The organism is Mycobacterium sp. (genome assembly GCF_008709575.1).
GTDB lineage: Bacteria > Actinomycetota > Actinomycetes > Mycobacteriales > Mycobacteriaceae > Mycobacterium.
On the sequence record NZ_VYIK01000403.1, the window covers coordinates 1 to 660 of the forward strand.

Annotated in this window: 1 protein-coding gene; it reads left to right on the forward strand. The window is 63.6% G+C overall.

Annotated elements, in window-relative coordinates; genetic code table 11:
- Nucleotides 1-164: 164 nt before the first annotated feature.
- The coding region (locus F6Q13_RS19240; RefSeq protein ID WP_293059920.1) for a PE-PPE domain-containing protein at nt 165-660 on the forward strand (496 nt) is incomplete at its 3' end.

The window sequence follows — 660 nt, forward strand, 5'->3', positions numbered from 1 at the left end:
CGGATTCGAGATCTTCTCCGTGATCGACCAGGTCACCACGGTGATCGGCGACCTGAGCAGCATCGTCCCGTAAGACGCCCGGCGCGCCTGCGTCAGCCGGTGTTACTGTTTTCTGGGCATAGGTTCAGAAATCTCTCAGCATTGCGGCGGCGGAGGAGACAGCTATGTTTCGTGCCCCAGGGCGCTACGTCGCCGCAGGCATCGCCGTCGCGGGCGCCGGTCTCATCACCGTGCCGGTGGTGACCACTCCGAAGCCGCCTGTGCAGGCACGCGCGGTCCAGCTCGTGGATGACATCGCGTACATCATGGGCGGCAGCGGAGATCCGATCCCGTCCACCGACACCGTCCAGACCAATTTCGATCTCTTCGTCGAGCCGCTCTACCCGCACTACACTCCGCAAGGCTTGTTCTACCCCGCCGGCAACTACGCGCTCTACACCGGGGTCAAGAGTCTGCCACTGGACACCTCGGAAGCGCAGGGCACCCAGATTTTGGCCACCACGATCACCCAGCAAGTCGCTGACGGCAACGACATCGTCGTTAAGGGCGCCTCCCAGAGCTCGACGATCTCCGGGATGGTAATGACCGACCTCGCGGCCCAGGGTGTGCCCTCTGACGACGTGTCCTTCGTGCTGACCGGTGACCCCAACCTGCCCAACG